Annotated in this window: 19 protein-coding genes; 11 read left to right on the top strand and 8 right to left on the bottom strand. The window is 47.5% G+C overall.

The features are described from left to right. Positions 1-25 precede the first annotated feature (25 nt). From NDI42_RS18090 to NDI42_RS18075, 4 genes are all read left to right on the top strand, one after another. Positions 26-1,483 carry a folate/biopterin family MFS transporter gene (locus tag NDI42_RS18090; protein WP_190425682.1) on the top strand — a complete coding sequence of 486 codons (1,458 nt, stop codon included), beginning with the start codon at positions 26-28 and terminating at the stop codon, positions 1,481-1,483. A 106-nt stretch (positions 1,484-1,589) separates the two neighbouring features. After that, entirely contained in the window at positions 1,590-3,080 is a 1,491-nt protein-coding gene (locus tag NDI42_RS18085; protein WP_190457560.1) for a carotenoid oxygenase family protein, read from the top strand. 257 nt (positions 3,081-3,337) lie between these two features. Continuing rightward, a complete protein-coding gene (locus NDI42_RS28935; RefSeq protein ID WP_190457558.1) occupies positions 3,338-4,798 on the top strand; it encodes a glycosyltransferase family 2 protein in 1,461 nt (486 codons plus the stop codon). Positions 4,799-5,147: 349 nt separating this feature from the next. After that, positions 5,148-5,684 carry a phycobiliprotein lyase gene (locus NDI42_RS18075; RefSeq protein WP_190457556.1) on the top strand — a complete coding sequence of 179 codons (537 nt, stop codon included), beginning with the start codon at positions 5,148-5,150 and terminating at the stop codon, positions 5,682-5,684. 104 nt (positions 5,685-5,788) lie between these two features. On the opposite strand, the gene NDI42_RS18070 is transcribed toward NDI42_RS18075, so the two are convergent. Then, positions 5,789-6,100 carry a carbon dioxide-concentrating mechanism protein CcmK gene (locus tag NDI42_RS18070; RefSeq protein WP_190457554.1) on the bottom strand — a complete coding sequence of 104 codons (312 nt, stop codon included), beginning with the start codon at positions 6,098-6,100 and terminating at the stop codon, positions 5,789-5,791. 454 nt (positions 6,101-6,554) lie between these two features. On the opposite strand from NDI42_RS18070, the gene NDI42_RS18065 reads away from it, so the two are divergent. Next, positions 6,555-6,956, top strand: coding sequence for a fasciclin domain-containing protein (locus tag NDI42_RS18065; RefSeq protein WP_190419719.1), 402 nt, complete (start codon positions 6,555-6,557; stop codon positions 6,954-6,956). A gap of 499 nt (positions 6,957-7,455) precedes the next feature. Next, positions 7,456-8,331, top strand: a complete 876-nt coding sequence (locus NDI42_RS18060; protein WP_190457551.1) for an SH3 domain-containing protein — start codon at positions 7,456-7,458, stop codon at positions 8,329-8,331. 101 nt (positions 8,332-8,432) lie between these two features. Here the strand turns inward: NDI42_RS18060 and NDI42_RS18055 are convergent, their stop codons facing one another. From NDI42_RS18055 to aroC, 3 genes are all read right to left on the bottom strand, one after another. Beyond that, positions 8,433-9,608, bottom strand: coding sequence for a hypothetical protein (locus NDI42_RS18055; protein ID WP_199311288.1), 1,176 nt, complete (start codon positions 9,606-9,608; stop codon positions 8,433-8,435). A 133-nt stretch (positions 9,609-9,741) separates the two neighbouring features. Beyond that, positions 9,742-10,593 (bottom strand): MBL fold metallo-hydrolase, encoded by an 852-nt coding sequence (locus NDI42_RS18050; protein ID WP_190419723.1) that lies wholly within the window; start codon positions 10,591-10,593, stop codon positions 9,742-9,744. Between the two features lie 7 nt (positions 10,594-10,600). After that, a complete protein-coding gene (gene aroC, locus NDI42_RS18045; protein WP_190457549.1) occupies positions 10,601-11,695 on the bottom strand; it encodes a chorismate synthase in 1,095 nt (364 codons plus the stop codon). A gap of 5 nt (positions 11,696-11,700) precedes the next feature. On the opposite strand from aroC, the gene NDI42_RS18040 reads away from it, so the two are divergent. Continuing rightward, entirely contained in the window at positions 11,701-11,868 is a 168-nt protein-coding gene (locus tag NDI42_RS18040; RefSeq protein WP_190457546.1) for a hypothetical protein, read from the top strand. Here the strand turns inward: NDI42_RS18040 and NDI42_RS18035 are convergent. Further along, on the bottom strand, positions 11,857-14,991 hold the full coding sequence (locus NDI42_RS18035) for an NACHT domain-containing protein (protein ID WP_348231448.1): 3,135 nt from the start codon (positions 14,989-14,991) through the stop codon (positions 11,857-11,859). The two genes, NDI42_RS18040 and NDI42_RS18035, sit on opposite strands and share 12 nt — an antisense overlap. A gap of 58 nt (positions 14,992-15,049) precedes the next feature. On the opposite strand from NDI42_RS18035, the gene NDI42_RS18030 reads away from it, so the two are divergent. Then, positions 15,050-15,337 (top strand): hypothetical protein, encoded by a 288-nt coding sequence (locus NDI42_RS18030; protein ID WP_348231447.1) that lies wholly within the window; start codon positions 15,050-15,052, stop codon positions 15,335-15,337. 211 nt (positions 15,338-15,548) lie between these two features. On the opposite strand, the gene psbA is transcribed toward NDI42_RS18030, so the two are convergent. The 3 genes from psbA to NDI42_RS18015 all read right to left on the bottom strand — a co-directional run bounded on the left by psbA (position 15,549) and on the right by NDI42_RS18015 (position 21,614). Continuing rightward, on the bottom strand, positions 15,549-16,631 hold the full coding sequence (gene psbA / locus NDI42_RS18025) for a photosystem II q(b) protein (RefSeq protein ID WP_190457542.1): 1,083 nt from the start codon (positions 16,629-16,631) through the stop codon (positions 15,549-15,551). A gap of 240 nt (positions 16,632-16,871) precedes the next feature. Further along, positions 16,872-18,452 carry an MBOAT family O-acyltransferase gene (locus tag NDI42_RS18020; RefSeq protein ID WP_190457540.1) on the bottom strand — a complete coding sequence of 527 codons (1,581 nt, stop codon included), beginning with the start codon at positions 18,450-18,452 and terminating at the stop codon, positions 16,872-16,874. 54 nt (positions 18,453-18,506) lie between these two features. Continuing rightward, entirely contained in the window at positions 18,507-21,614 is a 3,108-nt protein-coding gene (locus NDI42_RS18015; RefSeq protein ID WP_190457538.1) for a DUF1574 family protein, read from the bottom strand. 506 nt (positions 21,615-22,120) lie between these two features. On the opposite strand from NDI42_RS18015, the gene NDI42_RS18010 reads away from it, so the two are divergent. The 3 genes from NDI42_RS18010 to NDI42_RS18000 all read left to right on the top strand — a co-directional run bounded on the left by NDI42_RS18010 (position 22,121) and on the right by NDI42_RS18000 (position 25,988). After that, positions 22,121-22,366, top strand: coding sequence for a hypothetical protein (locus NDI42_RS18010; protein WP_190457599.1), 246 nt, complete (start codon positions 22,121-22,123; stop codon positions 22,364-22,366). Positions 22,367-22,556: 190 nt separating this feature from the next. Continuing rightward, positions 22,557-25,631, top strand: a complete 3,075-nt coding sequence (ppc, locus tag NDI42_RS18005) for a phosphoenolpyruvate carboxylase (RefSeq protein ID WP_190457536.1) — start codon at positions 22,557-22,559, stop codon at positions 25,629-25,631. A 66-nt stretch (positions 25,632-25,697) separates the two neighbouring features. Next, positions 25,698-25,988, top strand: a complete 291-nt coding sequence (locus NDI42_RS18000; protein ID WP_190457535.1) for a hypothetical protein — start codon at positions 25,698-25,700, stop codon at positions 25,986-25,988. Positions 25,989-26,307: the final 319 nt, after the last annotated feature.

Here is a 26,307-nt window from a genome sequence, read left to right as displayed (position 1 = left end):
GAAATATCTTAAGATAACTTAATCAATGCAGCTTTCCACCTCTGGTATGTCTCACAAAAAAGACTCCTTCTTGAAGAAGGTGTTTTTTGGTCACGAGCCTACTCCTGAGTTAACTGCGATTTTAGTAGTGTATTTGGTGCAGGGAATCTTGGGGCTGGCGCGTTTGGCAGTCAGCTTTTTTCTCAAAGATGAACTAGCGCTTTCTCCGGCTCAGGTTTCAGCTTTAATGGGTATTGCCGCCATCCCGTGGGTGGTAAAGCCGTTATTTGGTTTTCTTTCGGATGGCTTGCCGATTTTTGGCTATAGGCGGCGACCTTACCTAATTTTATCGGGGATATTGGGAACGATGTCCTGGGTAAGTTTAGCAACAATAGTTCACACAGCTTGGGCAGCAACAGCTGCGATCGCGCTTTCCTCCCTGTCGGTTGCTGTCAGTGACGTAATTGTAGACTCCCTAGTAGTAGAACGAGCCAGAGCCGAGTCTCAGAGCGAAGCTGGTTCCCTGCAATCTTTGTGCTGGGGAGCATCATCATTCGGAGGCTTGCTAACAGCTTACTTCAGCGGTTCGCTGCTGCAACACTTCGGCAACCATACCATATTTGCGATTACTGGCTGTTTCCCCCTAATTGTGTCAGCAGTGGCGTGGTTAATTGCAGAAGAACCCGTAAGCGAGGCAAGAGACGCTTCCACCGTTTTGCACCAGATAAAGCAACTACGGCAAGCCGTTAGCCAAAAAGCCATCTGGCTACCAACCGCCTTTCTCTTCCTCTGGCAAGCCACACCCTCAGCAGATAGCGCCTTCTTCTTCTTCACCACTAACGAACTAGGATTTGAGCCAGAGTTTCTAGGACGGGTGCGCCTAGTTACCAGTATCGCCTCCCTAATAGGGGTTTTCATTTTCCAACGCTTTCTCAAAGCCGTTCGCTTTCGTACCATTTTCGCCTGGACAACTGTCATATCAGCCGTCCTTGGCATGACTATGCTGATTTTGGTAACTCATGCTAACCGCAGTCTCGGCATCGATGATCGCTGGTTCAGCTTGGGAGACAGCCTGATTTTGACAGTTATGGGACAAATTGCCTATATGCCGGTGTTGGTACTCGCAGCACGGCTGTGTCCCCCTGGTGTAGAAGCCACCTTATTTGCCCTTCTCATGTCGGTGACAAATTTAGCAGGGCTATTGTCCCACGAACTAGGAGCAGTCCTTACCTATTGGCTAGGTGTCACCGAAACGAACTTTGAAAATCTCTGGCAGCTGGTAGTAATTACAAATTTATCAACGCTGCTGCCCCTGCCACTAATCGGTTGGCTACCAGCAGCAAAAGTCCACGAGGCACCAGCATCTGGAGAGGTGCCAGCCTTGCAACCTGCAACAACATCGGTTATGCGTAGCCAATCAATTCCCAATCATCATCGGGACATACCTTTTATTCCCGACTTTATGCCCGAACTCATCCCCACAGTAGAAGAACCAGCCGAATAAACTAAGTAGGTTGGTTTGAGGAACCTTACCCAAAATTAATCCTACATTTGTTGGTCGCGATCGCTCAAACCAACCTAGAAGCTAACTTTTGCCTTTTGCCTTTTTTATGCAGAACTTGCCCACTCAAGAACGTTTTCCAGTGCCAACAGAGGCGCTTGATGAACTTCCCTACCACATTAAACAGTGGCAAAAAGGTTATGAATCCTTGCCACAAGAGTTTGACTACTGGATTGATGATATTGAAGGACAGATTCCCGCAGAATTAGAAGGGACACTTTTCCGGAATGGCCCTGGATTGCTGGATGTAAACGGGCAACGTATCCATCACCCCTTTGATGGGGATGGGATGATATGTAGAGTTGCCTTCTCCAACGGTCGCGCCCATTTTTGTAACCGCTTTGTCCGCACACAGGGCTATGTGGAAGAACAAGCATCTGGTAAAATCCTCTATCGCGGTGTCTTCGGCACCCAAAAGCCGGGTGGTTGGCTGGCAAATGCTTTTGACCTCAAACTCAAAAACATTGCCAACACTAACGTAATCTACTGGGGTGACAAACTCTTAGCTTTGTGGGAAGCCGCTGAACCCCACCAATTAGATCCCCAAACTCTAGAAACGCTGGGGAAAGATTACCTGGACGGCGTTTTACACAACGGTGATGCTTTCGCTGCCCACCCCAGAATTGACGGCGAAACACTGGTAAACTTTGCGATTAAACCGGGTCTTTCCACTACTATTACTATCTATGAGTTAGATTCGACTGGCAAAGTTATACAGCGTCACGCTCACAGCGTTCCTGGCTTCGCCTTTATCCACGATTTCGCCATTACGCCTAACTACTGCCTGTTCTTTCAAAACCCGGTAAGCTTCAATCCCCTACCTTTTGTGTTTGGAGTTCGCGGTGCTGGCGAGTGTGTGCAGTTTCAGCCTGACCAACCCACCAAGATTTTAGTAATTCCCCGCAACCCCCAACAGAGGAAGGTGCAAATCTTAGAAACCCAGTCTGGTTTTGTCTTTCACCATGCCAATGCTTTTGAGCAAGACGATAAGATTTGCATTGACTCGATTTGCTATGAGTCTTTTCCATCTGTGGAAGCGGATTCCGATTATCGTGAGGTGAAGTTTGAGGAACTTGCACCAGGGCAGATGTGGCGATTTACGCTCAATTTGAATGATAAAACAGTACAGCGTAAACTTTTGGAAGGTCGTTGCTGTGAGTTTCCCAGCGTTCATCCGGAACGAGTCGGACGACCGTATCGCTACCTATATATGGGTGCTGCCCATAATGCTACTGGCAATGCGCCTCTACAAGCTATTCTCAAGGCGGATTTAGAGACGGGACAACGTCAACTCTGGAGTGTTGCACCGCAAGGCTTTGTCAGCGAACCTGTATTTGTTCCCCGTCCGGGTACATCAGGTGAAGATGAAGGCTGGCTGCTGGCTTTTGTTTACGACTCCACTCATCACCGTTCTGATGTAGTAATTTTGGATGCTGGCGACTTGAATAAAGGGCCAGTGGCGCGGCTGCACTTGAAGCATCATGTTCCTTACGGGTTGCATGGCAATTTTACGTCCCAATGTTTTGCACCGCGTAAATAGTACCTTTCCTCGTTAAGAGTCTCTGGCTGGGAACGCCTAAACAGAGGCTCTGCTTTGGTCATTTTCAGAATCAATCGAAGGGTTATAATTTCTAACTGAACTGGAGGCGGAAGCCTCTAGAGACAGCATTCCCAGGCGCGAGTCTGGGAACGAGACAAAGAAATGGGCTTGAAAAATTTGAGAAACTGGTACTTTCCACGTTTTCTTTTTTCATCAAGACAGGCTAAGTTAGCTGAAGTATCCCAAGTGGAACTGGGATGAAATTCAGCATCGTTATTACAACTTATAACCGTCTCTCCTTGCTGCGGCGGGCAATTGACACTGCTCTTGCCCAAACATTACCCTGTGAAGTAATTGTTGCTGATGACTGCTCCTCGGATGAAACAGAAGCTTATGTCAGCAGTTTGGCGAAAAAGCTGCGTGAGTCAGGTGACGAACGTCTGGTTTATCACCGCAACTCGGTGAATCTCGGTCACTCCGCAACGATGAATGCTGGGGTGCAGCTGTCCAACGGGGAGTGGGTTAAGCCTGTTGATGATGATGACTATCTGGCACCAAATTGTTTAGAGGAGATGTACAATGCGATCGCGTTGTGTCCAAACGCAGTAATCTGTTCTTGTCAGGCTGCTCAGGTTGATGTCAATGAAGTTGAAATCAGCAGAACCAAACCAGCTGGCCCAGGAAAAGCTTTTTATATTCCTCAAGAAGACATTCATTATGGGATGCTGCTGGAACTTGTCCCTTTTGGCACCCCTATTCAAGTCGCCTTTCGTCGCGATGCTTTCCTCAAATCCGGGGGTTGGGATACTACGTTAGATGTCTGCGATGATATTGATTCTTGGATTAGAATCGCCCAATTTGGTGATGCCGTTTTTCTTAATCAATGTCTTGCCTATCGCACGATTTGGACTGGAGGAAATAATCAAAAATCTGCCCTGCAAAGGCGGCTAGATATCAATATCTTAATGAAAGAAAAAATCTATGCTCTTGTCAGTCAAGAACATCAGGCTAATCTTCCAGCATTTCAAAATATTAAAACTTATCTAAAACTCCATTGGAGTCTGGTAGCTCTCAAGCAAAAAAAGATTTTAACTGCTTGCGAAATTGCTGGGATGGCGGTCTTAAATCCTTTTGCATGGAAGCTTTTAACCCGAAATCACTTACTATCAAAAAATCAATCTTATTCTCAACAAAAAAATCTGAAAAAGCAAGTTTTATTCTCTGAAAGGCTTGATAACGTCATCCATGAAAATTATCAACCCAACCCAGCCTACAGCCAAGAATTGCCGATTAATTTTAAATTTGGTGGAATAGCAGCTTTCAATCAAAAAACAATTTTCAGCGCTATTAAACTTGTCTTCGACACTGTGTTTTCGCAGGTTACACAGAAGCTTTTCGGTACAGTTGCTTTACTCAAAATTCCCCGCAAAAAACGCTCTTACCAAAAACAGACGGATATCAATACTTTATTCCTTTATCTGTTAGTCAGTGAAAAGCGCAAGTCTTCTATTCCTAACCTTCAGGATTTACAAGCTTATTTAAAACTGCGTGGTGCCATTTTTTCTCTCCAACAAGGAAAAATATTAATGGCAATACAGATGGCGTTTCCATCTGTGTTTTCGCTAGTGGCCTGGAAGCTTCTAGTTAAAGTTGTCCTATTAAGTCAACTCCACAGCACACAAGTACCTATTCGCAAGCTAGTGCTGATCGAATCTTAACATTATTCCGGATGGTAGAGCTTATATTAGGTATTTTTAGCTATATTAAGAATGTTAACAGAAACTTGCCTTTTAGGTTAAAGGTCGCTCCCTTCATAGGGCGGTGCCAGAAAGGAATGCGATCGGGTGACACTAAAGTGAGTTACCTAGATTACGTGTAACTAGAAAAAGCGACTGCCAACTAAAAGCGAGTAAAAGTAGCTAGAGCTATAGGTCAAATGCCTCTAGCTAGGGTGAAAAAGGTTAGGGTAAGTACGTTATAGAGGTAGCAAATGCTACAAAAAACTACTTATCTTCAACTAGACACTATGCACAACCGTTCATTTCATTTTGGTGAGGACTGGTACTGGTGACATCACTGATACAATTTACCCAAACAGCCGAGGAATCCCTAATCGCAGCCTTTTTTCGGGAATCCGAAGGGAACTGGCGTTCTGAACGACGCTACTACACGCTACCGGATGGAGAAACTAAAGAGATGGTAAGTATGATCGCCATCCGGTTTTTGGAACAAGGTTGTCCCGAACTCGTGCGTTTAGGAAAAATGCACGAAATGGAAGATCCAAGGGCAATGATTTGCGGTTCTTACGTTGAATGGAACAGTACAAACTCAGTGACAGGCCGCAAAGAATCTAAGGGTTCAACAATATTTGGTGCTTTGGGAAAAATATTGTATCGCGATCGCGGCTTTGCCACCCCCAAGCCAGTGACAGCCCAGTATTCCTTTACTAATCCTAAAACTTTATGCTTGCGGACTGAGTACAACGGCTCTGTGTTTGAAGAAGAGTTAAAACTGATTGGTGACAATTACCGCACCCGCCAAACCATCATTTCTCGTGCTGGCGAACAGCAGATGATTGGTCAGTATCTGGAAAAACGGATTTAATTATCGCTGGCTTTCGTGGGGTGATATACCAGCCCTTCAGATACCCGACTTCTGTAAGAAGTCGGGTATCTTGCCTTCACGAATCATTTAGGACTGCTATATAACTACAACATACGGAACTGTTCAACTTTCGACGAAAAGTTGATGGGCATAACAGTTTCGATGTTTTCAGTCGGATTGGGAATGATGTAGTGGGTGATAACTTCGCCGCCGTAGACTTTTTTCGCTGCTTGAATTCCAGCTGCGACGGCGATATTTACCTCGGATACTCTTCCCCGGATGGAAACTATAAAGTTACCTTTTTCCGCGAGTCCATAATAAACTAGCGTGACTGAGCCAGCTTTAACCATTGCGTCTGCGGCTGCTAGTACAGCGGGAAAACCCAATGTTTCAATCGTTCCCACGGCCTGGGGCATAGAATCAGTTCCTGAATCAAAGCAAACAATATGTTAATTGTACGAGGCTTGAGGATAGGATTTTGAATTTTAGATTTTCGGAGGTCGGAATTTCTGAGACTCCGATGATTTTAGGTAAGGGCTGCGGACGGTCAAGCGATCGCTTCTATACTAATCCTCTGGAGTCGCTTGGCTGGAAGTAATCTGGGTTGTTGCAAGCGGGGAAACCGATACAGCAGCTAAAATCTTCCCAGGAGATGCCTGGTAGCTTTGATTTAACTGCCTTCCCAGATTCAGGATAGTCTTTGCGCCCACGTTAAGCTGCTTTAAGATTTACCAGAAAGACGCGATCGCTATTCCTATTCTCACATCTCAATAAATCTCCAAATCAGCACTCAACACTTTTTCAAGTCAGGGTGGGCATTCTCCACCCTAAACTGTTACTAGAGTTTTTACGACTGATGAGTTAAAACACATGGCTGACATTGTTGATATTGCAGTTAGCGCCGATTCTTTCAAAACCCTAGTAACGGCTGTCCAAGCTGCCGGGTTGGTAGACACGCTGAAAAGCCCTGGCCCTTTCACTGTCTTTGCACCCAATGACGATGCTTTTGCTAAGCTGCCACCGGGAACTATACAAACCCTAGTACAAAATATTCCCCAGTTAACCAGGATTCTCACCTATCATGTCGTCCCCGGCAAGTTAATGAAGGCGGATTTAGCGAAACTTAATTCTGTCACCTCAGTTGAAGGTTCACCCATCAGGATTGATTGCTCTGATGGTTTTGAGGTAAAAAATGCCACAGTTCTAGCAGCAGATATTGAAGCTGATAACGGTGTCATTCACGTTATTGATACCGTGATTCTCATGGGTTAATTTAACCATCTAGCAAGTAGAGTGGGCAATGCCCACCCTACCAGTAACCAGTTTATATGCTTAAACCTTATTCTTTATTTTGCTACATCATCTTAAGTAATTTTTCTCGGCTGATACTCTAATGTTGTCAACGCCATCATTGGGGAACCTGCATCTGAGAACAACGTCTAAATTATTATAAAAATTAAAACAATCCTAGTTTAATTTGGTTTGAATGTAGTAATTCATGGTCAAAGCTAAAAGCTTAGCTTATTGATTGGATTGTCCAGCAATAAAATACTTTTATTGCCGTAAAAGAGATATGAGTCGCGTGAAATAAAAAATGGCGCTTAATTTTGTAAGATAGGTTCTCCTGAAAGCTTGAATAAACATTAGAAATAATTTGCCAGCCTAAAAATCAATGGTGAGGTTTTGTTACGCGAAAAAAGACTAATTCACATTCCGCAGTATCAGAGAAGTTAAATTTTAGGAAATTGGGATAAGTAACAGGAGGGGAACAATGAAGTTTTATAACATTATAATAATATGTGCGATCGCAATGGGCGCGATCGCTGGTTCTACTTTAGCAACAATTGGCTATCGCAACAGCCACTCACCTCTACCAACAGCTGACATTCTACCTTCCCCAACACCGACAACCGAGAATCCCACGCCGCCAGATACAGTCGTCTCTCCTTCACCGTCTGCACCGTCAACCACAGAACCAAATGTACCAACCACAGAACCAAGTGTAATTAAAAATAATCAACCTGACAAAAGTACATTTTTCCAATTTCGCCTGCGTCTTGTAGATACCGTTAATCGGCGGGATGCTAACTTTATTCGCTCCCTTGTAACACCAGAAACTGAATGGGACTATGGCGGTACGCTAAACTTAGATTCTTACAATATTGACGACAAAAACTCTGAGTTTTGGGCGTACATGGATAAGGCAGTCGGTTTAGATTGTGCCATCGACAATCAGGCTAAAGTTGCCAACAAAGAACTAGGTTCTGACGTTTGGATTTGTCCAGATGTCAAAAAAGCGCTGAAGTCTATTAAACCAGATAAACCCAATGTCGGGCAACTAGCAATACTAGGACAAGACGTTAATGTTCGTTCTGAGCCGGGAGCGGGTGGTAAAATTGTTGGGGTAGTGTCTCACGAATTTGTAGCATTTGACGGCAACACCTTTAACAGTTTGCCTGAGGGTATGCAGAAGGCAGTTAAAGAAAAGGTTGTCGATGGTTGGACACCAGTAAAGCTGCAAAATGGTCAGCAAGGCTGGATTCTCAATCGCTATGTCTACGATCAAGAAACAGATTACCGCGTTAGTTTTGTGCGTACAAAAGGACAATGGCGGTTGCGTTACTTCCTGCCTGGAAATGGCAATTAAGTGATATCAAACTTTAATAATCTTTTAAACGCTGTAGTTTTAAAAAGTAAAAAGTAAAAATGAGTAATTCTGCAATTTTTACTTTTTACTTTTTCATCCCTTTAGCGATGTGGAAGTAATTTCAGATCAACGGTTGGTTTTGCGGCTGACGGAGTAGAAGCAGGCGCTGTAGCAGATGGATTTGAGCGCAACTGCTGATAGAAGCCCAGAACTTGTTCCGTATAAGGGGCGGTGGGGGTGCTACTGTAGCGGGTCGGATCGCCAGTCATCCACCAAGCAGCAGCGCGTTGCACAGCAACAGCTTCATTGTTGCCACTAACCTTATATTCGTCTTGCAACACATCGCGCATGACGCACACTAGGATGCCCCGTGCTGTGACTGGGCTGGCTTCAAATTGCGTTGGTGTTAGTTCCCGATTGATACATTGTTTCGACCAGCTGGTGATGTTGTCTGGCTTAACTTGCCACTCGCTGAAGAGTCCATCGTCAGGGGTTGCAGTTTGCGGCGCTGCCCGTCGTAGCGCTTCCACCAGCGCCGCTATCTGAATGTCCGTTACCTGGGCAGGTTGGGCAGTAGCAGCCGGGACTGGGGGTTTTGCTGGTGGCTGGCTAGAGGTAGGTGAAGGTGTGGGACTTGGGGTTGGCGATGGTGAAGGTGTGGGACTTGGTGAAGCTGTGGGGCTTGGTGATGGTGAAGGTGTGGGACTTGGTGAAGCTGTGGGGCTTGGTGATGGTGAGGGTGTGGGACTTGGTGAAGCTGTGGGGCTTGGTGAGGGAGATTGTTGGGCTTGGGGTTTAGAGGGGGTAGAAGCAGGCGGCACAGAGGATGGATTAGAGCGCTGCTGCTGGTAGAAACCCGAAACTTTCTGGATATAAGGGGCGATGTCTTTGCTATTGTGACGGTTGGGGTCGCCAGTCATCCACCAGGCGGCGGCGCGTCGCACTGCTAGAGATTCATTGTTGCCGCTGGCGCGATACTGTTCTCGGAAGATATCGCCCATGACGCACACGAGGATTGTCCGTGCTGTCGAGGGGCTGGCTTCAAATTCTGCGGTGGAGAGCGATCGCCCAATACATTGTTTCGACCAACGGGGGATGTTGGCTGGTTTAATTTGCCAATCGCTGAAGAGTCCATCGTCTACTTTTCCGGTTTGGGGTGCTGCCTTGCGTAGCGCTTCTACTAACGCGCCTACTTGGGCATCAGTTTGCGACAAGGCGGGCATTGCCAATGTCCCGATGGTGAGAATCGCTCCCAAGACTTTATACTGTAATCGCATAGATTACCTCCTACGAACTTAGAAGTCAATTTTCATCCTAAGTCGAAATTTCAAGTTGGGAGCGATCGCGCTAAAAAGTTAGAAGGCGAGGAATTATTAACTCATAACTCCTCGCCTCCTAATTCATAACTCTTTAATTTACTTGCACAATCATCCCTTCACGCGCCAGAAACCCACCTGGAGAGACTTCTTGGACTTGCGTTTCAATCTGATCTAGAAAGTCATCGCTGTGGTTGGGTTCGTGGTGAAAGATAGCGAGACGCTTGACACCAGCAGCCTCGGCTACTTTCACTCCTTCTTGCCAGGTGGAGTGTCCCCAGCCGACTTTCGGAGATTTGGGGTTGTGATATTCCTCGTCGGTGTACATCGCATCGTAAATCAAGACATCGGCTTCACGGGCTAGGTGCAGCACATTTTCATCTGGGCGATCCGGCAAATGTTCCGTATCCGTGCAGTAGAAAACTGTGTGTCCCTGCCACGTCACTCGATATCCCATCGCCCCGTTGGGATGATTGAGTGGGGCAGTCTCAATCGTGATATCATCCACCTTGAAGGTATCGCCACAGACCAATTCGTAGAACTTCAGGTCAGCCGCTAACTCTTGGAGCGGGACTGGAGAATTTGAGTGTAGTACGCGATCGCAGAAATGCTGTTTCATTGAGTCTGCATCCGGTGGGACTGCTCCGTGAATGTGGAAGCAATTGCCTTCTAGATAGGCGGGAGCAAAAAACGGCACTCCTTGAATATGATCCCAGTGGTAATGTGTAAAAAACATATAAGCTTCCACCGACTTAGCTTTGAGCAAATCTTTGGAGAGCATTCTTAATCCGGTGCCGCCATCAAAAATCAAGCGTTTCCCGCCAACGCGCATTTCCACGCAGGAGGTATTACCACCGTAGCGAACTGTATCTTTTCCAGGGGAGGGGATACTGCCTCGCACACCCCAAAACTGAACCACAAACTCTGAAGAAGGGCTGATTTCCATTTCACTCTCAAGGCTTTAAAGTACCGCACTGACCCTGATGGCGCAGCAGATGATCGCACAGCACTAAAGCGACCATTGCTTCAACCATAGGCACCGCTCTGGGCAAAACGCAAGGATCGTGCCGCCCCTTAGCTGCTAGCCTAGTCTCAACGCGATCGCGGGTCACGGTGCGCTGTTCTTTGCGAATCGTCGCTGTTGGTTTGAACGCCACTCGGAGAATGATATCCTCTCCGTTAGAGATGCCCCCCTGGATTCCGCCGGAGCGATTCGTAGTAGTACGAATTTCCCCGTTTTCCGCGATAGAGAACTCATCATTATGTTCGCTGCCAGTCAGCAATGTCCCGGCAAAACCCGATCCTATTTCAAATCCTTTACTTGCGGGTAAGGACATGACACCCTTAGCCAGGTCTGCTTCTAGTTTATCAAATACTGGAGAACCTAGCCCTTTGGGTAGATGACGGGCAACACATTCAACAACGCCGCCAATGGAGTCGCCAACACGCCCCACCTGCTCAATTTTTTCGATCATTCGTTCGGCACATTCTGCATCAGGACAGCGGACAATGTTACTTTCTACTTGTTCTAGGGTAACGTTGTTGGGATCGATGACACCCTCCAAGTCTTGGATGCGCTTAACGTAACCGATAATTTCGACTCCGGCGACTGTTTTAAGGATTTTTTTAGCGATCGCGCCTGCTGCTACTCTTCCAATTGTCTCACGCGCCGAGGATCTGCCGCCACCCTGCCAGTTGCGAATCCCATATTTAGCATCGTAGGTAGCATCGGCATGAGAGGGGCGATAGGTTTGCGCCATCTCATCATAATCCTGGGAGCGAGTGTCCTTGTTTCTCACCAACATGGCAATCGGCGTTCCCAGCGTTTTCCCTTCAAACACGCCAGAGAGAATTTCGCAGGTGTCGGCTTCTTTGCGGGGTGTGACGATCTTACTTTGCCCCGGTCGCCGCCGATCTAATTCTACTTGGATTTCTTCAGCGGAAATTTCCAGTTGCGGTGGACACCCATCAACAACAACCCCGACACCGCCGCCGTGGGATTCGCCAAAGGTGGTAATCCGAAATAGATGACCAAAAGTGTTGCCCATAATACTTGCAGAGTCGGCTAGAAATTTTGATTTTAACAGCGATCGCTATTCAGGTGGGGAGCGATCGCCCTTCTCGCTGCAACTGTTGTTATTTAAACGAACCGCGAAGACGCAAAGAACGCAGAGGTAAGAGGGGAAGTATGCGATCGCTTTTACCACGCTTAATTTTTTAATTCCTCTATCTGCCCATCAGCAGTCACACGCACTCCAGCTCGTCCGCTGACTGAATAGAGTGCTGAGTAGATTGGCTCTGCTAAATATTCTTCCTCTTCGCTGTTTAGTGACGATCCAATTTTCAGCAATGCTCTGACTGTTTCACAGTCATCCGCAACTTTGCCAATTGCTTTAATCATCAAAGCCCTTATTGGCTTAGAGACATTGTACATTTCGCGCGCTGCCAGTAAACCTAGTAACTCAGGCACCAACGCTTTGGTAGTAAGTGCTGAAAGACTGCTTAGAATATTACTTTGAGATGACTGCCACTCCTGTTGATGTAACATCTCTAACAGTTGCCGAGAGATCGTCGCTGGCTTACACGCCGAGGCAGCAACGATGATGTCCCATGCGTCCTTCCCTTCCTTGCCTTCCTCGTCTTTCCCATCTGTAATCTTCTGCTTAAATGTTTCTACCACCGTCGAAATTAGTAAGTCATTATCCAAGCTCTTAAGAACGCGAGTCACCCGGCTCCACAAATAGTCGAACCAGATGATACTTCCTTGATCCCAGGAAAGTTCCCAGTGGAGTGGTACAGTGTGGTCTGCGATTGCTTCACATAGATACGGTATACCTGTTCTTACTCCCCAACTTCCAAGTGTGGCGGCTATTCCCACCCTGACTTGTTTGTCAAGGTCTGGGTTTTCCAGCATTTCCATTAACGAGACGCTTGCACTTTCTTGCAGACCTTCAAGAGATTCTGTCAACAGCCACCTGATTTGCCACTCAATCGTTTCATCCTGAAGCCGTTCCAACATGGAACTAGCTAACGATACATCTTTTAGCTGCCTCAAGGCTAAAGCAATGGATGGCTTTGAATGTCGGTGTATGGTTTTATCCAAGAGCATCTGTAGCAGCAAAGGAGCGACAACAGACTTGTCACACAATTCCACTAATGCCTGAAAGATACAACCTCCGTGTATGTAATTCTCGTCATTAAGCATCTCCATTAGATCGGGAAACACAGATTTATCGCCTATCTCGCCTAAAGCTTGAAAAATCCGTTCTTGAGTGTTACCGTCCTCGTCTTCAGTGGTTTTTAGTAGGTATAGCAGACTGGGAACGGCAAAGGTTGCTTTCATCTCACCTAACGCATTGACGATGCTCTGGCGCACAAGCTCATCTAGTTCTGCATCCTTCTCCAAAAGTTCCAGCAAGCGTTGAGCCACGCTTTGATCGCCAAGTTCCCCAAAGGCTGAAGCAATGTTTTCTCGTTTTTCTGACTCAACGGTGTTATCTGCCAGCATTGCCAGCAAGTTATAAATCAGGGCTTTGTCACTAATTTCCACTAAGACTCTAGCTGACCGCTTCCAGTCGAGCGGGTAGGGCGAGGTCAGCAGCAGATTTTTGACCTCGGCAATGATGCACTGTTTCAAACCCACCATCGTAATTCGGCGGGTGTATGCCAGACACCTTGCTGCCAAAAGCAGATCGTTGTGGAAAAGGTCATTGTTTGCCGCCAAGTTCCTCTCTGGCAACGAGTCTAGACTTGTCGAATGTCCCAAGATGCCCAGCAGTAATGGTGTGGCATCGTTCATCATCCCAGACAGCAGCAGGATGACTTCTTCCCACCAAGGATCGTGGCGATGACCCACAAGCTCTGACAACGCATGTGCGCCTTTGTCCTTAACTGCTTGGGCTGCAAAATATTCTTGAAATGTCAAATGCACAAACCCATACCACCCATACGCTTGCACCTTCAGCAGCCCATACTGAGCAGCAATTTCCTCCAAGATGGCTTTGTTGTCTTCTCGCGGGATATTTATCGTAGGTAAGAAATCGGCAATCAATTTCAGCAACTCATCTTCGGGGAAGTAGCGTTTCCCTAACTTGTGGAAATGCCAAGCGATCTCCTGCAAGAGGTCGCGCTTGCGGTCTGTAGTAAACTGGCTGAATCGCTTGATGCCTCGATGGGAATCCCACTCTTGCAGCAATACTTCCAGGCACCGATTGTATAGCTGAGCGCGACGCTCCGGCAATTCCAAATCTTGCTGGTAAACAATGGCAATCAGAGACAGGAGCAGGGGGTTCGCTGCCAGCATCTGCATTCGCAAATTCTTTTCCAGTGCTTGCCGTAGTCCTTCAGCCTTATCGGAGTTTGATTTAAACCAAAGATTGACAAACTCCTGAATCTGCTCCCAACTGAAATCCAGAACTTCCAGCGTCTGAAATCCTTTCAATCCTCCGTGCCAGCCAGCTTTTCGACAAGTTACCGCAATGGGAGCAGCAGAAAACAGCGTCGCTAGTCGATTAATTTCATCAGCCACCCGCTTGTAAGCGGCTTGAGCCTCTTCCTGAGTCCCACCACCCAGCACCTCGTCGAGTCCATCTAACAACAACGCGGCTTTGCAATCGTTCAGCTGTTGCTCTAGGTAAGGGCGAGCTTTGGTAAAGCCGTAGCGCTCCTCCAAGTTAGCGGCGATGAAATCCAGTAAATCATTTTTCTTGCTTTCTACAAATTTCCCAAGTTCCACATAAACGGGTAAATAGGGCAATTTTGGTTCAGCCTGTTTAGCGATTTTGAGTGCTAAATACCGCTCCATCGTAGTTTTGCCAGCCCCCGGATCGCCCAGCACTACCATACGTCGGAATTTCACCAAGGCATCTTCTGGTGAGAGGGCAACTTCTGCCAGTTTTACTATGTGTACCTGGGAGCGTCGCAGATGTTCTCTGGGTTCTTCCGCAGCCAGTGCTGCCATTTCTTCGTCTTTGGCATAGCGCAGGGTTTCTTCTTCCCGCACTTGCAATTGCACATAGATGCTCTCCAAGTTTAGAGAAGACGGCACGTTGGGCAAATCGGAAATACTCAGATGACAGAGTTCGTCCTCCAGTTTTTCGCGGTAGTCTTTAGCTTGTTTCTCAAAAGTCTGTGCTTGTTTTACATTGGCTTCCTCTTCCCGTTTCGCTGCTTCCTCAGCCTCTTCCGCCTGTCGCTGCCTTTGTTGCTCTATTTCCCAAGTTTTCAGTTCCAGGGTATTTTTATGCTTAAACGCCTCTAACTCCCGTTGAGCCTTTAGCTTTTCTTGCTCCAGTTCTTGTTGAGCCTTTAGCTTCTCTTGCTCCAAGTCCTTTTGCAATTGCATTTTCTGTCGTTCTAGCTGATGATTTTTTCTCAACTGCCACAATGCAAATCCACCAGCTATGAAAGCGACTGTGATACTCGCCCAAAACGCAATCCAACTGCCAGCAATGCTTGGCACTGAAGTGGAGGTTGGTGAAGCAACTGTGCTAGATGACTGTGAAGGCAGGGGCGTTTGCGTGGGTGAGGCACCTGCCTTCGTTATACCAGCAGGCTTTGGTGGGGGAGAAGATTTCGCAGTAGGTGAGGCGACTGGACTGGCTGCGGGTGGTTTTGGATTTTGGGCAACACTCGTACTTGCCAGTAAAAAGCTAAATAAGACTGTACTAGAGGCAAAAACGCGCTTTTGATTTCCCGGCTTCATAGTCTTTGGAGGTTGCTGGCGATCGCTTTTCTCGACCAATCTAGCTCTTCTGATGATATGGACGGGACAGCCGATAGTGAATGATAGTCGAAATCAGGTTTTGGAGCGATCGCTTCCTTTGCTTCCTCTGTCTCCTAAAACAAAAAACGCCCTCCCTAACGGAAGAGCGTTTTTTATTTAGCTAGAAAAACTAGCGATTAACCATTGATGCTAGGAGCAACCAAAGCAACTGGAGTGGACTCACCAGCAGCCAAGTCCAGAGGGAAGTTGTGAGCGTTACGCTCGTGCATTACTTCCATACCTAGGTTGGCGCGGTTGATTACATCAGCCCAGGTGTTGATTACCCGACCTTGTGAGTCGATTACACTCTGGTTGAAGTTGAATCCGTTCAGGTTGAATGCCATCGTGCTGATACCCAGCGCCGTGAACCAGATGCCGATTACTGGCCATGCACCCAACAAGAAGTGCAAGCTGCGGCTGTTGTTGAATGAAGCGTATTGGAAGATTAACCGACCGAAGTAGCCGTGGGCTGCAACGATGTTGTAGGTTTCTTCTTCTTGACCGAATTTGTAACCGTAGTTCTGAGATTCGGTTTCGGTTGTTTCACGTACCAGAGAAGAGGTTACGAGTGAACCGTGCATGGCACTGAACAAAGCACCACCGAATACACCGGCTACACCGAGTTGGTGGAAGGGGTGCATCAGGATGTTGTGTTCTGCTTGGAACACCAACATGAAGTTGAAGGTTCCAGAGATGCCTAAAGGCATACCATCAGAGAATGAACCTTGTCCGATTGGGTAGATCAAGAATACTGCGGTTGCTGCTGCAACTGGTGCCGAGTAAGCGACGCAGATCCAAGGACGCATACCTAGACGGTAGGAGAGTTCCCACTCACGACCCATGTAGCAGAATACGCCAATCAGGAAGTGGAAGATTACCAGTTGGTAAGGGCCGCCGTTGTACAGCCACTCGTCGAGGGATGCTGCTTCCCAAATTGGGTAGAAGTGCAAGCCGATGGCGTTGGAGCTAGGAACAACTGCACCAGAGATGATGTTGTTTCCGTACATCAAGCTCCCTGCAACTGGTTCGCGGATACCGTCGATGTCCACTGGGGGAGCGGCGATGAAGGCGATGATGAAGCAGATGGTTGCGGATAGCAGGGTGGGGATCATCAGAACGCCGAACCAGCCTACATACAGGCGGTTGTCGGTCGATGTAACCCACTCGCAGAACCGCTGCCATACGTTGGCGCTTTCGCGACGTTGAATGGTTGTGGTCATTGGTTTATGATTGCGTGATTTAGTTTTGAAGGTTCGTATGAATGAGGCAGGTTTAACCTTGCCTATGTAACTAATAATATTTACATTCCTTAGTATTTGTCCAGTTTTTTTGGTTAAGTATTATAAATAGGTAACGTCAGGTTTACTTATGTGTAGCAGAGCGATCGCTGGTTATGGTAGGACGTGAAGCTCATCAACGGCACATTAAGAGATAGAGGGCGCGATCGCGCCCTCTATCTTCTAGAAATCGAAATAAATGTAAGGTAGACCGCCTTGGGGCGCAAATACCCAGACCACGTAGAGACACAGTGGCACCAGCAGCAGCTTCACAGGCCAATTCAGCTGTAACTTTAGACCCCGGTGTACTGTATATACGAAGAACATTAATGCCACCAGAATCCAAAGCAAAAAAGTCAATTGGGATTGATCCAAACCAATTGCCTCGCCGTAGACCTTAGCGGCAAACTGGGCATCAGCTGGATGACCCCAGAGACGTTGAATTACCAAACCCGATTGTTTCAGATTCGGCAGTCGGAAAAACACCCAAGACACGAACACCATTGTCTGAGTTAACAGCCATGCAACAACTAGACCAGGAAAGCTTTGCCACCACTTCCTAGCTTTCTCCGACCGATGGGAGTGGTCTTCTGTGAGTCTGTGAACAACCAGGCCGATACCATGAATTGCGCCCCAAACGACATATCCCCAGGCGGCACCATGCCAAATCCCGGCAATCAGCATCACAATTAGTAAGTTGACGCAGGTGCGTCTCAGCCCCTGCCGCGAACCGCCCAAGGGAAAATAAAGGTAATTCCGCAACCAATCGCCGAGAGTAATATGCCAGCGTCGCCAAAATTCGGCAATGCTGGTACTGAAGTAGGGAAAGTCAAAATTCTCTGGCAGATGAAATCCCAACAGAATTGCACTGCCACGAGCAATGTCTACATACCCGCTAAAATCTAAATAAAGTTGCAGTCCGTAGGCAGCGATCGCTAACCACAAATCCCCGCTGCCAGCCCGTTCTAAGTTGCCAAAACACAAATCAACAAAAATTCCCAATCTGTCTGCAATGAGTGCTTTTTTTACTGCACCGCAGGCAATCAGCCAGAGTCCTTCTGTAATCTGGTTTAGTGTCGGAAATTGTAGGGTTTTCAGCTGAGCTGAGAATTGATGATAACGAGTAATCGGCCCAGCAATCAACTTGGGGAAAAATAATTTGTAGGCGGCAAAATTTAGAAACCGCTCTTGTGCTGGCGCACCGCGATACACATCAATTAAGTAAGCAATGCACTCAAAAGAAAAGAAACTCAAGCCTAAGGGTGCTATTAAGTTAGTGCTGACCCAACTGGCGGTATTTGCCGCAACTGGTAGCGGGGTTCCAGTCAATTGTCCGTAAAAACCTGCTACCGAGTTCAATAAAAAAGGTATGTATTTGAAGCTCAAGAGCAACAAAACATTTAGTACAATTCCTAACCATAAAAGCTTCAGTCGCTGCCGATTCCAAAAAGCTTGATCGAACTGCCAATCTTCATTAGGGTCTGTGGCGTAAAGTCCTAATGCTGTATTTTCTCCAATTGCCTTTCCCAGACGGAAGTTAATTAGAGTAATAACCAAAAGCAGGGGAACGTAAGCGACTTGTGGCGATGCTAAAAGTTGCAGCCAGGTTTGCTCTTTTACTAACGTTGGGGCTTGCAGTGAGGTATAGAAAACCAAACTGACAATTAGCAGCGCCCACATCTGCGATTTTTGCTGCTGTAATGACCAATAAATACCCAGGACGCTGACCAGGAAAAGTGCGTAAGTAAGCGAAATGAATGTCATAGTTTATTAGAAATTAAAAATTAAAACTGCTTTTTAATTTTTAACTTTGCCTTCTTAATCTTTTTTTATCCAAGGAATCATTGGGTCTTTAGCAAGCTGATTGGAGACTTCATAGGCACCGTAGCGGTTGAGGTGGCTGGGGTCAGAAAAGTAGTCATGTTTGGTGGGATAAAGCTGACTTAAGTCTCTGAAAATCAGTCCTTTTTGTAGGGAAAGCGATCGCATATATTGCTGAAATGCTTGCTCATGTTCTGTGCGTACTGGGTCTAAGTAATCTTGGGTGAGGGGCAGGTTGACGAAAACAATCGGAATTTGCTTATCTTGGCTAAATTTCAGCAGCTTATCCATAGCTTCGGCTTGGGTGCCATCCATTTTAAAGCTTTCATAGTCGCTGTCATAGCTGCCGCTGACTCTGGCATACCGCTGATAGTAAGTAGCGGGATTAAACCGAACTGAGAGGGGTAGGAAACCATCAAAATCAATGGCGGCTTCACGGGCTTCGGCTTCTTGGGGGGTTTCGGTATCTTCCTCAACAGTTGTTTTCAGCGGTGCTGGTTTCACCCAGGCAGCATAGTGATCCCGAAGCCACGCTTTCATCTGGTCGCGCTGGGTATAACCTTGGGAAACTGTTCCCAGCTTTTCATTCAGCCAGCTATTGACTGCTTGGTAACTTTGTGATAAGGAAGCACTTGCGCCTTCTTCGGTTGCGGGCGCGATCGCAGTTTGACCCGGAGGAGCAGCAGTTGAACTTTGTTTGGGGAAGGTTCCGGCGAGCAATTGCTTGAATCCTCTGGAAGCAGCGATCGCGCTGAAGGTGGTATCCACGCGACCGCTATTAAATGCCCGCGCCCCATCCGCCCAAATAATTAATTTTGGCAATTGCTCTGATGTCAAAACTTGGCGCAGTTGAAAGTCTACAACTTGTGCAGTGGCACCGTTGATGCCAAAGTTAAACACCTTAACACCTGGATATCCTTGTGCAGCAAGAGCATCTTCGAGTGCTGTCGGGTCGATACCCCGCATTGCCCTAGAACTCCCGACAATTAAAACATCTGGGGGAACGCCCCGGCGTTGGGTCAACAACTGTTGGTAAAGAGCCAGCTTTTCGTCTAACAGACGGTTGTTAAAAGAAGGATTGGGCGATCGCGCTGCTGCCAGAATTGCCACGGATGACGCATTACCTCTATTTAACTTACTCACCGTGACACTACTATCACCGTCGCGAGTAAAGCCTTGGGAGTTGAATGCACGGGCATTCGCACCGGGGGATTTTTGCAAAGACAGCTTCGGCAAAGTTGCGTCTGTTGTCTGTTGACCTTGACCTATTTTTCTACCACTAAAAGCGGACGACTGAGCCAGCTGCGGCTTTGACTTCAGCATTTGAGTCAAAAGCCAATCTGTTTGCACCGTCAACAATAATCCCAGCACGCCCCAAACCAAGGCAACTTTGAAACCTTGGTAATAATTGTAAATTGAGGTACTGGTTTTACTCGCTCCGGCTGGTGCCAAGTCTTTTATTTCCAAGGTGGGAATAAACAGCTGGGAGGCGGATAACATTTGTTGAACCAGCCTGATTAAATTCCCAGATGCGGCAGAAGCAGCAGCTTTTACATCTTCTTTGGTGACATCGGGACGCAGAACTGGTTCGTCTGTGGGAGAGAGAAGTTCTCCCAGATAAGCATCGCTAGCGGCAAATTCTGGGGTAGCTTCCGGCACCAATCGCTTCCGAGCCACAAAATCAGCGCCCATCTGCCATAAGGGGGATGATTTACCAGCGCGACGGCCATATATTCTCACTCCAGCAACTCCCGGAATCGCTAGTTGCCGAACGAACTTAGCAATCGGTGGCCCCACAACCGACTGTTGCGGACAGATGAGCGCCTCACTCATAAAGTGCAACAAATCTTGTTTGCGACGCAGGGATAAACTAATGCCACCTGTTTCTAATCGTTCTTCCAGATCCGGATTCAGTAAGCGTTCCAATAAAAACTGAATTGCCTTCAAGTCGCCATGTTGAGCCAGCTTCAAGGTAGATTCTGTTAAGGCTGGTTGCACTGTCGCTGGTAAATTCAGCCAGTCGATCCAAATCGGCGTTTCCTGTTCTGGTACTGACGACAAGCCGTGGGTTTCGACACCATAAACTGTTGCAGCTTGGATGCCTTGCGGTGCCAAAATTTCTAATACAGGCGCGATCGCTCCCATAGCAGTTTGTTTGTCTGGTGCGGTTTCTTCTCCTGCTCCCGTTTTGCTACAGAATAAATGCAGCGTTACGTCTTTGAGAACAGCGGAAATTTGCATCCCATCAGGCTGTAACGCTTGATTAAGCAAGCGGGCGATCGCTTGAATGTCTCCCCAACGCGCCCAATCTTTGAGCATTTCTTCTGGGGGAGTTAGATCCACTCGCAGCAGCCAATCGCGGGTTTTTTCTCCCCTCACCTGAGAGCAAATTACTGCATCCAGAAACCCTTCCAGCTTCAGATTCCGCAACTGTTGAGCCACAGGTTGCGCCAGCAAGGACTCATCAGGGCTGTAGTCGGACTCACAAAGAATCCAAAGACGGCGGATTGGGGATTGGGGATTGGGGATTGGGGATTGGGGATTGGGGATTGGGGACAAGGAACCCACCTTGTCTACCTCTGTTCCCTTCTCCCGCGCCGGAAGATTCTTAATTGCTACTTTGACACCAACTCCCAGAGGAGTGAGAGTTTCGCCCAAATATCGCGCGATCGCTTCTGGTTGACCAGACCGGGCTAGACTGCGATTAGAAACTGTCAGCTCATCTTCAGTCGTCGCTTGTGGCTCGTCGCTCGTCTCGACCTTACTGGCAGCAGTTGACTGATGCGGGTTAAGCTCTTGTAGAGGAATTTGCTTTACCCAGTCTGGACGATGGCAACCTAAAGCACGACCGTAGAAAATTACCTGGTCGATGGGATCTGCTTGTGCGGGAAACCCAGATGCCTGATCTTTAACCTTGAGTGCTTGCACAAACCGACTGACAACTGTCCCCGAAGGCGGGCATTCAGAACCTTCACAAAGAATATGCAGGTTATTTCCCCGCAGGCGAAATCGGAGGCGCACTTCCGGAAGACCGATAGCGCGGTGAACCCACTGGGCGAGGGAGGATTGACTCCCTGTATGGGCGATCTGATCGGTATCCAACATCACAAACTTGTACCCTGGACTTGCAAATGAAGACGGTAGAAATAATGAAGCATGAACAATGGCCCTAGCCCTTGTCGTTTGGAGAAGCTTACGGTAGCACTACAGTTGTATATCACCAAATCGGCAAAACTAGATTTAACCCAAAATTTTAAGGTATAATTCACACTTCACACTTCATATTTAATACTTCATACTTTCTACTTCAGCAAGTATTAACAGCCCCAAAATTCTAAAGGGTCTGTACAATTGCTTCTAGCGCCAATAGTCAAAGCACAAGGCAGACACTCCTTAAGCTACACACTGAAAGCATTGGCAGCGCATGAGGCGCTATTTCTCAGAAAACAGAAATGGTAAACGCACTTGCTCCATACTAATATTGCGAAGGCGATCGCTCTGATTTTCTGGGGAATAAACTAAAGATATCAGCGCCCCCAAGGTGTTGAAAATCTCACCTTGTTAGTCTTATTTTCCCTAAAATCATCTGGAACTCATCTTTAACCCTCCCTATGCAAACTCCCACTAAAAAGGTACAGTCAAGCACAAGAGATGCAGATTCATCGGCACCATCACCGGGAATCTGGTTAAGTTTAGCCACAGTGCCAATGCTACTGGGGATTGTGGGCATCAAAGCTGCCAGCGATTTGCTATCAGCTATAGGTCAAGGCAGCGAGGAAGTATTCCGAGGCGATCGCTTGCCAGTTCTCCACTTCCCTGATTCAGAAAAGCACTCACAAGTCGAAATTCTAGAGTAGACCACTGGAAGGAGGAAACCACTTTTTCTCCTTTCCTCCTCCCTAGCCCCTAATCCCCAATCCCCAATCCCCAGTCCCCAATCCCCTATACCTTATTTCCTATTCTCTAGATAGTGTTCAGTGAAACCACTAGCTGAGACAATTACCCCTAAAATTAGTTGATTATTCTTCTTGAGCGAGAATAGACTCTATGAGTTCCCTAGTCCATTTGTCCGACCAGCAATTGACGATCGCTTCCACGTCTAACCTATTTTTGCGCCATCGCCTCAAAGTTGTTGAGGACTTGTGGGAGTCTGTTCTCCAACAAGAATGCGGTCAAGAACTGGTCGATTTGCTAAATCAACTACGTTCGATGTGTTCGCCAGAAGGGCAAGCCACAGAATCTCCAGAGTTGTCAGTTTCGCGGGTGATTGAAAAGCTGGACTTAAACGAAGCCATCAGAGCTTCACGCGCCTTTGCCCTATACTTCCAGCTGATTAACATCGTTGAACAGCACTACGAACAGCGCGATCAACAACTCTCCCGCCGTGCTACTTATAGCTACCCCCCTGGAGAACTAGCGCCAGCGCCGCGTAAAACGCTTAGTCCGCAAGGAGATGGGGACTCAGCAATTTTGTCCAGTGCGGCAATGGAGAAGGAAGCGCAAAACAGCGGACTCGGCGCAGATATGCTGGAAAAAAACTGGTTTCAGGAGGCAGAGGCGAAACAAAGCAAAGGGACATTCCACTGGTTGTTTCCCCACTTGCGCCAGTTGAATATGCCACCGCAGCAAATCCAGCGACTGATTGACAATCTGGATATTCGGTTAGTATTCACTGCTCACCCCACCGAAATCGTCCGCCACACGATTCGAGGCAAACAGCAGCGCCTTGCGAAAATTTTGCAACAGCTAGATCAGGCAGAAGAAGAATTTCGAGCTTTGGGCTTGAGTTCTTCCTGGGAGGCGGAAGCCTGCGTCGAACAGCTTACGGAAGAAATTCGCCTCTGGTGGCGCACCGACGAACTGCACCAATTTAAGCCGACAGTGCTGGATGAGGTGGATTACACCCTGCATTACTTCCAGGAAGTTTTGTTTGATGCAATTCCCCAACTGTATCAGCGCCTGAAACACGCTTTGAAAGATTCTTTTAAAGGATTAACTCCTCCGAGTAATAACTTCTGCAAGTTCGGTTCTTGGGTAGGGTCAGACCGGGATGGCAACCCTTCTGTAACGCCCCTAGTAACTTGGCAAACAGCTTGCTATCAGCGCGATTTGGTGTTAGAGAAATATGTCCAGTCGTTGCGACAGCTGACGAATCTATTGAGCCTGTCGTTGCACTGGAGCGATGTTTTGCCAGATTTGCTCGATTCCTTGGAGCAAGATCGGTCGCAAATGCCAGAAGTGTACGAGCAACTGGCAGTTCGCTATCGGCAAGAACCTTATCGGCTGAAGCTGGCATACATCCAACGACGGTTGGAAAATACCCGCGATCGCAATCGGCAAATTTCTGATGGATCAAACCTGCATGGGCAAGTTATTGGAAACCAAGACCCCACCATGTACCGCTCAGGAATAGAGTTTTTGGAAGAACTGCGGCTGATAGAGCGCAACCTGAATGAAACAGGTTTATCGTGCCGCGACCTGGAAAATTTGATTTGCCAGGTGGAAATTTATGGGTTTAAGTTGGCAGAACTGGATATGCGCCAGGAAAGCACTCGCCACTCGGACGCAATGAACGAGATTGCCGAGTACCTGCAAATTCTGCCCAAGTCCTACAATCAGATGACGGAAGCAGAGCGATCGCTCTGGTTAGCAACTGAACTCCAAACTAGGCGACCCCTAATCCCAGCAGAACTGCCGTTTTCTGAGAAAGTTTGCGAAACGATTGAAACTTTCCGAATGCTGCGGCAGCTACAGCAGGAGTTTGGCCCGCAAATTTGCCGAACTTACATCATCAGCATGAGTCGCGAAGCTAGCGACATTCTCGAAGTGCTGTTGCTGGCAAAGGAAGCAGGTCTATATGACCCCGCCACAGGCACCAGCAGCATCATGGTAGTGCCGCTGTTTGAAACGGTGGAAGACCTGAAGCGTTCGCCCACAGTCATGGCAAGCCTGTTTGAGCTGCCTTTGTATCGCGCTTGCCTTGCCGGAGGCTACAACGGTTTAGAGAATGGGATGGTAACGTCTCTGCAAGAAGTGATGTTGGGTTATTCCGACAGCAACAAAGATTCCGGGTTCTTGAGCAGTAATTGGGAAATTCACAAGGCTCAGAAAATTCTCCAGAAAATCTCTGAGGAATACGGTGTCGCTTTACGCATCTTCCACGGACGCGGCGGCTCGGTAGGTCGTGGCGGTGGGCCAGCATACGAGGCGATATTGGCGCAACCAGGTCACACGATTAACGGTCGGATCAAAATTACCGAACAGGGGGAAGTTCTAGCTTCTAAATACTCGTTGCCAGAGTTAGCCCTTTACAATCTGGAAGCAGTAACGACGGCTGTAATTCAGGCAAGCTTGTTGCAGACGGGGTTTGATGATATTCAGCCCTGGAATGAAATTATGGAAGAGTTGGCGACGCGATCGCGATCACATTATCGCGCCCTGATTTACGAGCAGCCAGACTTAGTGGATTTCTTCCACCAGGTAACGCCTATCGAAGAAATCAGCCAATTGCAAATCAGCTCTCGTCCAGCCCGTCGTGGTGGTAAGAAAGATTTAGCTAGTCTGCGTGCGATTCCTTGGGTGTTTAGCTGGACGCAAAGCCGCTTCCTGCTACCGAGTTGGTACGGTGTCGGTACAGCGTTGCAAGAGTTCTTGAGCGAGGAGCCAGAGGAAAATCTGAAGCTGCTGCGCTATTTCTACTTCAAATGGCCTTTCTTCAAAATGGTCATTTCCAAGGCAGAAATGACCCTCTCGAAGGTAGACTTGCAGATTGCTCACCACTACGTGCGCGAGTTATCTCGACCGGAAGATCGCGATCGCTTTGAAGCTTTGTATGAACAAATTGCCCAAGAATTTCACCTTACTTGCGATTTAGTTCTCAGCATCACAGGTCATCAAAAGCTTTTGGAAGGCGATCCAGTCCTCCAGCGTTCCGTGCAGTTACGCAACGGCACTATCGTACCCCTAGGCTTCTTGCAAGTCTCTCTGCTCAAACGCCTCCGCCATCATGGGAAACAAGCCGCATCCGGCGTTGTTCACTCTCGTTACAGTAAAGGCGAATTGCTGCGCGGCGCGCTGTTAACTATTAACGGCATCGCCGCCGGAATGCGGAATACAGGTTGATCTAAAAAGGCTAATAGCTAAAAGGTAAAATTCAATATTTTACCTTTTAGCTATTAGCAATTAGCTATGAGAAAGCTACCTCAAAACCGAACCCTAATTTGCACATTTATAGCACTGGCATCGGGCTTTTTCGGTGCCTACGCGGGCGGACAACTTAGCTGGGCTGCCCACTCCCAACAGTGTGAAAATGGGGCGCGTCATACCTTGCCTATACCGGGCTACAAGCCAGTTTGCAAAGCTTTGGTGATGCCAGGATCGTTTATGCAAGGCAGCACGACTGGCTTGTGGACTGGGGCAATTTTAGGCGCTTTTATCGCTGGGTTAGCAACTCACAAGAAAGTTGAGGAAAGTGAGTAAGCGATCGCTACTCTTGTTGACACGGATCTTCTCTTGGGCGGATGCCAACCACCTTGCACCCAAAGCCGCCTAGCTGTCCCAATGAAATCATCCTCATCATACCGTTCATCATTCAGGTCAAGGCATTAGTCAGCCCAGAAATAAATTTCGGGCTGAAAGCCAAAGTTAGCTAAAGCTAACTGGCAGACATTTTCAACCCGTTTTAACTGACATCTTGCACCATTCTCAATTACCCATACTGCCAGCCAGAGACAGAAATGTCTAAACCTTGCGTGCGAGCCAACTGCTGGAATCGTTTGATATCTTGAAGTAACAAAAG

The organism is Funiculus sociatus GB2-C1, from assembly GCF_039962115.1.
Classification (GTDB): Bacteria; Cyanobacteriota; Cyanobacteriia; order Cyanobacteriales; family FACHB-T130; genus Funiculus; species Funiculus sociatus.
Note: the sequence above shows the minus strand (reverse complement) of the source record. Positions and strands in the feature narration are given on the sequence as shown.